Source organism: Bradyrhizobium sp. GW821-FHT13H05 (assembly GCF_058804065.1).
The window spans coordinates 584,840-594,206 of record NZ_JBXAPO010000003.1; the positions used below are offsets into that span (position 1 = coordinate 584,840).

The following is a 9,367-nucleotide window of genomic DNA, read 5'->3' on the forward strand; positions in this document are numbered from 1 at the left end:
ACGCGTACAGGGGTAGGAAACATGTCAAATTGGTACAGCGAATGCTCGCCGCTCGAGAAGCGGACGTTCTGGGCAAGCTTTGGCGGCTGGGCGCTGGATGCGCTCGACGTCCAGATGTTTGGCCTTGCCATCCCCGCGTTGATCGCGGCCTTCGGCATCAGCAAGGCCGATGCCGGCCTGCTCGGCTCGGTCACGCTGTTCTTCGGCGCGTTCGGCGGCTGGCTCGGTGGTGCGCTCGGCGACCGCTATGGCCGCGTCAAGGCGCTTCAGATCACGGTTGCGACCTTCGCGCTCGCGACCTTCGCCTGCGCGTTCGCGATGACCTACACCCAGCTCGTGATCCTGAAGGCGATCCAGGGCCTCGGTTTCGGCGCCGAATGGGCCTGCGGCGCGGTGCTGATGGCCGAGATCATCCGCGCCGAGCACCGCGGCAAGGCGCTCGGCTCGGTGCAGAGCGCCTGGGCCGTGGGCTGGGGCGCGGCCGTGCTGCTCTCGGCGCTGGTCTTCACCTATGCGCCGGCCGACATCGCCTGGCGGCTGCTGTTCGCGCTCGGGCTGTTGCCCGCGCTCCTCATCATTTTCATCCGCCGCGGCTTGAAGGAGCCGCCGCGCGCGGCAGCAAGCGAGAAGACGCCGTTCTTCGCGACGCTCTCCGGCATCTTCCACCGCGACGTGCTGCGCGCGACGCTGATCGGCGGCCTGTTCGGAATCGGCGCGCACGGCGGCTACGCCGCGCTGACCACCTTCCTGCCGACGTACTTACGCGAGGTGCGCCACCTCTCGGTGCTGGGCTCCAGCGGCTATCTCGCTGTCATCATCGTCGCGTTCTTCTGCGGCTGCGTGGCGAGCGGCATCATCAGCGATCGTATCGGCCGGAGAGCCAATGTCGCTTTGTTCGCCAGCGCGTGCATCGTCACGGTGCTGATCTACATCTTCGCGCCGCTGACCAATGGCGAGATGCTGGTGCTCGGCTTTCCGCTCGGCTTCTTCTCGGCCGGCATTCCCGCCAGCATGGCGGCGCTGTTCAGCGAGCTCTATCCTGCGGGCGTGCGCGGCACCGGTGTCGGCTTCTGCTACAATTTCGGCCGCATCGTCTCCGCCGCGTTTCCGTTCCTGGTCGGCTTCCTCAGCGATCATATCGGGCTTGGGCCGGCGATTGGCATCGATGCGGCCTTCGCCTATTCGCTGGTGTTGATCGCCGTGCTGTTGCTTCCCGAAACCCGCGGCAAGGTCTTTGAACAGACCGCTGCGACGCGCGCCTGACCGGGATGGGGAGGAGCTGCCATGACATGTTCCCGGCGCGGCCTGACGCGCCGCCAGTTTGGCGCGGGTCTCGCATCGCTCGCCACAGTGGCCGCGACCACAGCCAGCAGTGAGGCGGCCTTGCCTGTTATCGATACCCACGCCCATGTCTTTCACCGCGGCCTCAAGCTCGCGTCGGGCCGGCGCTATGCGCCGGACTACGACGCGCCGCTGGCCCTCTATCTGGAGCAGCTCGACCGCAACGGCATGACCCATGGCGTGCTGGTGCAGCCGAGCTTTCTCGGCACCGACAATTCCTATCTGGTCGAGTGTTTGAAGACAGTCGGGACGCGCCTGCGCGGCATTGCCGTGGTCGATCCCGCTGTGTCAGCGGACGAGCTGCGCGCGCTCGATCGCGCTGGCGTGGTCGGCATTCGCCTCAATCTCGTCGGCCAAGCTCTGCCCGATCTTGGTGCCGGCGAATGGAAGGTATTGCTGGCGAGCGTGAAGGCGCTGAGTTGGCAGGTCGAGGTCCAGCGCAATGCGGCCGATCTCGCTGTGCTCGCGCCGCAGCTGCTCGACCACGGCGTCGCCGTCGTGCTCGATCACTACGCGCTGCCGGATCCCAAGCTCGGCGTCGCCGATCCAGGCTTCCAGTCCGTGCTCAAGCTCGGCGCAACGCGGAGCGTCTGGGTCAAGATCTCGGCGCCATATCGCAACGGCGCGGCCGGCGAAGATTTTGCGAAGGCGGCCTATCCGCTGCTGCGCAACGCTTACGGCCTCGATCGTCTGTTGTGGGGCAGCGACTGGCCGCACACGCAGTTCGAGACGTCGCAGACTTACGCAAAGAGCCGGCAGTTTCTTGACACACTGATCGTCGATCCGGGCGAGCGTGCGCAAGTGTTGGCATCGCCACGGCAGCTCTTCCGCTTCTGATTCGTCATTCGCGATTGCTCCGATTGCACTCAATTTTGGGGCATGACGGGCGATGTCGCCCGCTTGTAGAGTGCTGCGCGAAGCGGCCGGTTGCGGCCGCCATTTGCGTGAGGACCAGCCATGCAGCGCCGCTACATCACCGTCGACGTGTTTACAGATCGCGCCTTCGGCGGCAACCAGCTCGCCGTGGTGCTGGATGCCGGCGGGCTGTCCACGCAGCAGATGCAGTCGATCGCAACCGAGTTCAACTATTCCGAGACGACCTTCGTGCTGCCGCCGCGCGACAAGGCCAATGACGCGGAGGTGCGCATCTTCACGCCGGTGAGGGAAATGCCTTTCGCGGGCCATCCCAATGTCGGCACTTCTTTTGTGCTCGCGAGCCTTGCGAAGGAGCCGAAGCCGCGCTTGTTGTTCGAGGAGAAGGCGGGCCTCGTGCCGGTCGATATCTCGCGTGAGCAGGGAAGGGTGGTCAGCACCGAGCTCACCGCGCCGCAGCCGCTCTCGCGACTTGCGCAGCTTTCCGCCGAGGACGTCGCGGCCTGCATCTCCTTGACGGCAGATGACATCAGGACCGAGCGCCACGCTCCACAGGTCGTCGGGGTCGGAACGCCCTTCGTGGTGGCGGAAGTACGTTCGCGCGATGCGCTGAAGCGGGCGAGGCCCGATGCAGCGGCCTTCGGCAGGGTCTTGCCGCGCGACGACGCCCGCTCGTTGTGGTTCTATACACGCGATGTGCCTGCGGCGGAGGCGCCTAGCGAAATCCAGGCGCGGATGTTCATGCGCGGCGCCGGCGGCCTCGCCGAGGACCCCGCCACCGGCAGCGCGACCGTCGCCGCGGCGGCGCTGTTCGCTGATCTCGATCCCGTGTGCGACGGTGAGTTGAAGCTCACGGTCGGCCAGGGCTTTGACATGGGCCGGCCGAGCCTTTTGCTAACGCGCGTGCGCAAGCAGGACGGCAAGATCGTCTCCGCCCATGTCGGCGGGCAATGCGTGCAGATGATGGAAGGGACGTTCCGGTTGGCTGGGGAGGGGTAGCTCTCTATTCAATCGTCATGCCCGGGCTTGTCCCGGGCATCCACGTTCTTCGTGCCGCGTGGCAAGGCGTGGATGGCCGGGACAAGCCCGGCCATGACGGAGAGAGTCGTTCAGACCTGCCGCCCCGCCAAATTCTTCACCGCGACGCCATCGCGCTCCTCGATGATCTCCGCAATCATCTGGCGGTGGCAGTGCGTGTGGTCGCGCTCATAGCAGAGCAGGCAGACGGGACCGGCCTTCTTCACCAGCGCCGAGAGCTCGTCCATCTCTTCCCGTGCCTGCGGTGTCATCAGATGCTTCGCGTAGATCTTCTCCAGCACATCATATTGCCCGCTGCGGGCGGCGAGGCGCCCCTCCTTGGGCGTGCCGAGGGCTGCGAGATGGACATAGGCGATGCCGCGTTCGTCGAGGCCTGAGGACAGCTGCTTCTTGGAAAAGCCCGGCCGGCGCGATGACGTCACCGCGCGCACGTCGACCACGAGCTTGACGCCGGCCTGCTCCAGCTCGTCCAGCACGGCCTTGGGCGGTGTCTGCTCATAACCGATGGTGAAGAGCTTCTTCGCCTTTGCCATGGGCCGCCTCAGCTCACCCGCGCGATCAGTTCCATGGCGCCGTGCGGTGCACGCACCTTGCCCTCATGGATGACATAGGCGAACACGTCGCGCGGCTCCTTCTTCGGCTTGGCCTTGTCGACCTTCGGCAAATCGTCGGGCTCGCCGCCCGAAGCCCAGGCCTGAAAGCGCTCGGCCCAGGCATCGAGCTGCTTCGGCGGATAGCAGGTCTTGATCTCGTCATCACCTTTCTGGAGCCTGGCATAGACGAAATCGCCGGCGACATCGGCGATGGCGGGATATTTGCCGTGCTCTGCGAACACGACCGGTGTCTCGAATTCGCGGATGAGCGTAATGAAATCGGGCGTGCAGAAACTATCGTGGCGCACCTCGACGACATGGCGCAGCGCGCGTCCGTCCAGCTTGCGCGGCAGCAGCTCGAGGAACTTGCCGAAATCGGCACCGTCGAACTTCTTGGTCGGCGCGAACTGCCACAGCACGGGACCGAGATGATCGCCGAGCTCCAATACGCCGGAATCATAGAACCGCTTGACGGAGTCGCCGGCCTCGGCCAGCACGCGTCGGTTGGTGGCGAAGCGCGGTCCCTTCACCGAGAAGACGAAACCCTCAGGCACTTCGCCGGCCCATTTGCGAAAGCTCTCCGGTTTCTGTGATCCGTAATAGGTGCCGTTGATCTCGATCGAGGTCAGCTTCGAGGCGGCGTAGGACAGCTCCTTCGCCTGCGTCAGCTTCTCCGGATAGAACACCCCGCGCCAGGGCTCGAAGGTCCAGCCGCCGATGCCGATGAAGATGTTGCCGGATTTTTTGGACACGGTTTTTGCTTTGGCCACGGAAGGATCTCGCATCGACGTGGAGGGAAGGCCTGCATCCTAGTCAAACGAGTTGTGATTGGCCAGTTGCCGCGTCCCGTTTAAGGTCACCAGGAAATCTGCACAAACAGGAGAACAAGATGCGGATGCTGATGGTGGGAGCGGCGCTCGTGATGATGACATCTGCTGCCATGACATATTCAGCCTTGGCTGACGATGACGATGCCAAGGGCGCGCAGAAGCAGGCCATGCAGGGCCGCGACGATTACTGGCATTGCCTGGCGCGGGAATATTCGCGCGACTCTAATCAGGGCCTCTCGGAACAGGCCTTTGGCCGCTCGGTGGCGGGCGCCTGTCCGTCGGAGCGGCAATATTATCGTGTAGCCTTGCTGGACTATCTCACCACGCAATATCCGAACATTGATGCCGGCGCCCATCTCGCGACTGCGAACAGGGCGGTCGAATCGGCGCAGAAGGACATTGTGACGGCCTTCGTGAAGCACAGGCCGCCGCAGAAATAGACCATTCACCGATGCCGTCCGGGAGCCCTTCCGGCGCCGCGCTCATCCATGGTATCACTGGGCCTATCTGTGGAGCAGGGATGGGTTTCCATGTCGTCTGAGTCGGTGGGTGGCATTCTGGGCGCGATCGTCGCGGCGATCGTGCTGGCGGTCGCCGTCGTCCTCGGGCCGATCGGCCAGTACGGCAAGCTGCCCAAGCCGGCCAGGGTCGAGCCGGCCCCGGCCGCCATGGCGCCGGTAGCCCCCGCCGCGCCCGCACCGCGCGGCCCGGTGATCAAGGAAGTCCCGAACTAGTCTGAAAGGGGGGCTTTTTGCCCCCTTGAAATGCCGGTTTGTCATCCCCATTTAGCTTGTAACGGCGACGTTGAGAGAAAAACTCCGGCGCTGGGACGACCTTGGAATAGCTTGGGCCTGCGCCGGATGTACGCGCGGTCCGCCGTTCCGGGGTCGTTGGCATTTTAGGGCCCTTTTGGCCCGCTCCCCCAGAGAAACCCCGGCTTTCTAGCCCAAGAACTTGGTCGCACAAGAACTTGGCAGCGCAGGACGCGGCGGATATACGCTGCCGTCATGAATGAAGCGATCAGACCGGGCTCCGACAATCCGACCCAGGCTCAAGAGGGGCCGGAACTGTCGGTCATCGTCCCGACCTTCAACGAGCGCGACAACGTCACCGTGCTGTACCGGCGGCTGGAGGCGACACTCGCCAACGTCGCCTGGGAGGTCGTGTTCGTCGACGACAATTCGCCTGACGGCACCTGGGACGTCGTGCGCGCGCTGGCGCAGCGCGACAGCCGCGTGCGCTGCGTCCGCCGTATCGGCCGCCGCGGCCTGTCGGGGGCCTGCATCGAGGGCATCCTAGCCTCCAGCGCGCCCTATGCGGCCGTGATCGATGCCGACCTCCAGCACGACGAGACGCAACTGCCGAAGATGCTGTTGCTGCTCGCGAGCGACCAGGCCGATCTCGTGGTCGGCAGCCGCTACATCGAGGGCTACAAGAGCGAAGGTTTCAACAAGCAGCGCGCCGGCGCCAGCGCGCTGGCGACCGAGCTTGCCAGGAAGGCGCTGCGGGTCGAGATCGCCGATCCCATGAGCGGCTTCTTCATGGTCCGGCGCGACCGTTTCGAAGAGTTGGCGCCGAAATTGTCGGTGCACGGCTTCAAGATCCTGCTCGACCTCGTCGCCAGCGCGCACGGCAGTTTGCGCGCCGTCGAAATTCCCTACACGTTCGGTGAGCGCCAGCACGGCGAGAGCAAGCTCGATTCCATGGTTGCGCTGGATTTTCTCGGCCTGGTGCTGGCCAAGTTCACCCACGACGCCGTCTCGCTGCGCTTTATCCTGTTCGCGATGGTTGGCGGCATCGGCCTCGTGGTGCATCTCACCACGCTGTTCATCGGCCTTCAGTTGTTCAAGGCGCCGTTCGCGGAGGCGCAGGCCGCCGGTGCCATCGTCGCCATGACCAGCAATTTCGTCCTCAACAACTTTCTCACCTATCGCGACCAGCGGCTGAAGGGCTTTGCGCTGCTACGTGGCCTGATCGCGTTCTACATCGTGTGCAGCGTCGGCCTGCTCGCCAATGTTGGCGTTGCCTTCTCGGTCTATGACCAGGAGCCGATCTGGTGGCTTGCAGGTGCGGCTGGCGCGCTGATGGGCGTGGTGTGGAACTACGCGATGTCCGGACTGTTCGTCTGGCGCAAGAAATAGCGCACGATGGGCGGAGCTGACGCGCGGATCGTCCGCAATACCGCGCTGGTGATCCTCGCGTTGGTGGCCTTGCGGCTGGTGGCGGCTGCGTTCACGCCGATCACCTTCGACGAAGCCTATTACTGGATGTGGTCGAAGCATCTGGCGGGCGGTTATTACGACCACCCGCCGATGGTCGCCTACGTCATCCGCGCCGGCACCATGATAGCCGGCGATACCGAGCTCGGCGTCCGCCTCGTCTCGATCCTGCTCGCACTGCCGATGAGCTATGCGATTTATCGCTCCGCCGCGATCCTGTTCGGCGGCGCGCGTGTGGCCGCGACCAGCGCCATCCTGCTCAACGTCACCATGATGGCCTCTGTCGGCACGTTGATCGTGACGCCGGATGCGCCGCTGCTGGTCGCCTCCAGCTTCGTGCTGTTCTTCCTGGCAAAGGTGCTGGAGACCGGCCGTGGCGTCTGGTGGCTCGCGGTCGGCGCGGCCGTCGGCGCGGCGCTGCTGTCGAAATACACCGCGATGTTCTTTGGCGCTGCGATCCTGATCTGGCTCGCGTCCGTACCGAAACTGCGGCGCTGGTTTCTCTCGCCCTGGCCCTATCTCGGCGGCCTCGTCGCGCTCGCGCTGTTCTCGCCGGTGATCCTCTGGAATGCGGATCACCAATGGGTTTCGTTCGTAAAACAGCTTGGGCGGGCGAAGATCGAGGATTTCCGTCCGGTCTTCATCGCCGAGCTGATCCCGACCCAGATCGCGTTCGCAACCCCGCTGGTCTTCATCCTCGGTGCGATGGGCCTGCATGCGCTGGCCTGGCGCCGGGCCGCCGCGCTGGCCTCGCGCGTGCTGATCGAGACGCTGTTCTGGACCATCGTCGCCTATTTCGTCTGGCATTCGCTGCATGCCCGCGTCGAGGCCAACTGGTTCGCGCCGGTTTATCCGCCCTTCGTCGTTGCGGCGGCGGCTGCCGCCAACCTCGTGCAGTGGCAGCCGCGTGCGCGACGCCTGGTCGACTTCTGCCTGCGCTGGGCTGCGCCCACCGGTATCGTGATGTTTGCCGCCCTCATCGTGCAGGCCAATACCGGCTGGCTGTCCGGCTATCGCCGCGATGCCACCGTGCGCAGCGTTGGCGTCGGCTGGCGCGAGCTCGCCGCCGAGATCGACGCCGTACGCGCCCGCACTGGGGCGACCTGCGTGCTTGCGCCGGATTACGGCACCACCGGCTGGCTCGCCTTCTACCTGCCGCGCGGCACCTGCGTGGTGCAGCAGAACCAACGCATCCGCTGGGTCAACATGCCCGATCCCGATCCGAAGCTGCTCGCAGGCAAGTTGATCTATGTCGACGAGCTGCACGCGGACGGCCATCCCGCCCTCAAGGATCTCTTCACGCAGGTGACGCAAGTCGCGCAATTGCAGCGCAAGCGCGGGCCGCTGGTCGTCGAAACCTACGGCATCGATCTTCTGGATGGCGCCAAGGGCGACGTGCTGGACCGCTCGCCGCCGCCCGAGCTCGTGCCTTGAGCGGTCACAGGATCTTGCCGTTGATCGACAGCTCCTTGATCCTCTTGTCCCAGTCGATCAGGGAACGGTACCATCCCAGCGTATGGGTTGTGGGATCGTCGCCACTCACCGTGCCCCGCTCCAGAGCCTGCTTTATCTCAACGATACCTTCATGCACGCGTGAGGACGGATCGAATTTCAGGCGTTGTATGATCTTGCCGAAGGACAGATTGTAGGTTCGCTTGTCCGTCGCATCCGGGATCGTGTGGGTGACGATGTTCGGAATGATGTCTTTGACGAAGTTCGCGAGCTGTTTGATCTGATAATTGAGATCGTCTCCGCCGACATTGAAGGTTTCCCCGGACACGACCGATGCGTCGCTCTCGATGCCCAGCATCAGGGCGCGGCAGACATCGTGAACGTGGATGAACGGCCGCCACTGCTCGCCGCCTCCCATGACGTAGATGACCCGCTCTTTCCAGGCGCGCAATGTCATGACGTTGATGGCGAGGTCGAAGCGCATGCGCGGAGCCAGCCCGAACACGGTGCTGTTGCGGAGTATGACCGTTTCGAACGTGTCGCTCTGCAGCTTGCGCAACTCGTCCTCGACGTGAAGCTTGCTTTCGGCATACAGCGTCTGTGGGCGACAGACCGCGTGCTCGTCGAGCGACACTTCCTGGCCGTGGCCGTAGACCGATGCCGAGCTCGAATAGACATAGCGACGTACGCCGGCCCGTTTGGCCGCGCGGGCCACACGAACGCCGCCCTGATGGTTGATCGAGACCGTCAGTTCGGGGTCGATTTCCGCGGAGGCGTCGTTGCTCAGTCCGGCCAGATCGATGACGGCGTCCATGCCCTCGAACTGCTGGGGATCCACGGTGCGGATGTCGTCGACCAGCATCTTGATATTCGGGTGGGATGCCGCCTGCATGAATCGATCCCGACCGAAGAAACATCGATCGAGTGCAGTCACCGAATAGCCCTTTTGGGCCAGCATCTGGCACAGGGGAATGCCGATATAGCCTCCCGCTCCAGTCACGAGAACTTTCTGCATGTCCTA

Annotated in this window: 10 protein-coding genes; 7 read left to right on the forward strand and 3 right to left on the reverse strand. The window is 64.4% G+C overall.

Annotation, left to right across the window (positions count from 1 at the left end; all coding sequences use genetic code 11):
• Positions 1–21: 21 nt before the first annotated feature.
• From AC1RR3_RS11675 to AC1RR3_RS11685, 3 genes are all read left to right on the forward strand, one after another.
• Entirely contained in the window at positions 22–1,263 is a 1,242-nt protein-coding gene (locus AC1RR3_RS11675) for an MFS transporter (protein ID WP_492822524.1), read from the forward strand.
• A gap of 21 nt (positions 1,264–1,284) precedes the next feature.
• Entirely contained in the window at positions 1,285–2,178 is an 894-nt protein-coding gene (locus AC1RR3_RS11680) for an amidohydrolase family protein (RefSeq protein WP_492822526.1), read from the forward strand.
• 120 nt (positions 2,179–2,298) lie between these two features.
• Positions 2,299–3,213, forward strand: a complete 915-nt coding sequence (locus tag AC1RR3_RS11685) for a PhzF family phenazine biosynthesis protein (protein WP_492822529.1) — start codon at positions 2,299–2,301, stop codon at positions 3,211–3,213.
• A 110-nt stretch (positions 3,214–3,323) separates the two neighbouring features.
• Here the strand turns inward: AC1RR3_RS11685 and AC1RR3_RS11690 are convergent, their stop codons facing one another.
• On the reverse strand, positions 3,324–3,785 hold the full coding sequence (locus AC1RR3_RS11690; RefSeq protein WP_492822531.1) for a DUF488 domain-containing protein: 462 nt from the start codon (positions 3,783–3,785) through the stop codon (positions 3,324–3,326).
• Between the two features lie 8 nt (positions 3,786–3,793).
• A complete protein-coding gene (locus AC1RR3_RS11695) occupies positions 3,794–4,630 on the reverse strand; it encodes a DUF72 domain-containing protein (RefSeq protein WP_492822533.1) in 837 nt (278 codons plus the stop codon).
• Positions 4,631–4,734: 104 nt separating this feature from the next.
• Between AC1RR3_RS11695 and AC1RR3_RS11700 the strand changes: the two genes are divergently transcribed.
• The 4 genes from AC1RR3_RS11700 (at position 4,735) to AC1RR3_RS11715 (ending at position 8,328) form a co-directional block, all read left to right on the forward strand.
• Positions 4,735–5,115 (forward strand): hypothetical protein, encoded by a 381-nt coding sequence (locus AC1RR3_RS11700; protein WP_492822535.1) that lies wholly within the window; start codon positions 4,735–4,737, stop codon positions 5,113–5,115.
• 90 nt (positions 5,116–5,205) lie between these two features.
• A complete protein-coding gene (locus AC1RR3_RS11705) occupies positions 5,206–5,409 on the forward strand; it encodes a hypothetical protein (RefSeq protein ID WP_492822536.1) in 204 nt (67 codons plus the stop codon).
• Positions 5,410–5,682: 273 nt separating this feature from the next.
• Positions 5,683–6,816, forward strand: a complete 1,134-nt coding sequence (locus AC1RR3_RS11710) for a glycosyltransferase family 2 protein (protein ID WP_492822538.1) — start codon at positions 5,683–5,685, stop codon at positions 6,814–6,816.
• Positions 6,817–6,822: 6 nt separating this feature from the next.
• Complete coding sequence (locus AC1RR3_RS11715; protein ID WP_492822540.1) at positions 6,823–8,328, forward strand: glycosyltransferase family 39 protein; 1,506 nt, start codon at positions 6,823–6,825, stop codon at positions 8,326–8,328.
• Positions 8,329–8,332: 4 nt separating this feature from the next.
• Here AC1RR3_RS11715 and AC1RR3_RS11720 read toward each other — a convergent pair whose 3' ends face one another.
• Entirely contained in the window at positions 8,333–9,361 is a 1,029-nt protein-coding gene (locus AC1RR3_RS11720; RefSeq protein ID WP_492822542.1) for an NAD-dependent epimerase/dehydratase family protein, read from the reverse strand.
• Positions 9,362–9,367: the final 6 nt, after the last annotated feature.

Coding starts and splice junctions, on each gene's coding strand:
- AC1RR3_RS11710 (WP_492822538.1), top strand. CDS start 5,683: ATGAATGAAGCGATCAGACCGGGCTCCGACAATCCGACCCAGGCTCAA.
- AC1RR3_RS11700 (WP_492822535.1), top strand. CDS start 4,735: ATGCGGATGCTGATGGTGGGAGCGGCGCTCGTGATGATGACATCTGCT.
- AC1RR3_RS11715 (WP_492822540.1), top strand. CDS start 6,823: ATGGGCGGAGCTGACGCGCGGATCGTCCGCAATACCGCGCTGGTGATC.
- AC1RR3_RS11685 (WP_492822529.1), top strand. CDS start 2,299: ATGCAGCGCCGCTACATCACCGTCGACGTGTTTACAGATCGCGCCTTC.
- AC1RR3_RS11680 (WP_492822526.1), top strand. CDS start 1,285: ATGACATGTTCCCGGCGCGGCCTGACGCGCCGCCAGTTTGGCGCGGGT.
- AC1RR3_RS11690 (WP_492822531.1), bottom strand. CDS start 3,785: ATGGCAAAGGCGAAGAAGCTCTTCACCATCGGTTATGAGCAGACACCG.
- AC1RR3_RS11705 (WP_492822536.1), top strand. CDS start 5,206: ATGTCGTCTGAGTCGGTGGGTGGCATTCTGGGCGCGATCGTCGCGGCG.
- AC1RR3_RS11720 (WP_492822542.1), bottom strand. CDS start 9,361: ATGCAGAAAGTTCTCGTGACTGGAGCGGGAGGCTATATCGGCATTCCC.
- AC1RR3_RS11695 (WP_492822533.1), bottom strand. CDS start 4,630: ATGCGAGATCCTTCCGTGGCCAAAGCAAAAACCGTGTCCAAAAAATCC.
- AC1RR3_RS11675 (WP_492822524.1), top strand. CDS start 22: ATGTCAAATTGGTACAGCGAATGCTCGCCGCTCGAGAAGCGGACGTTC.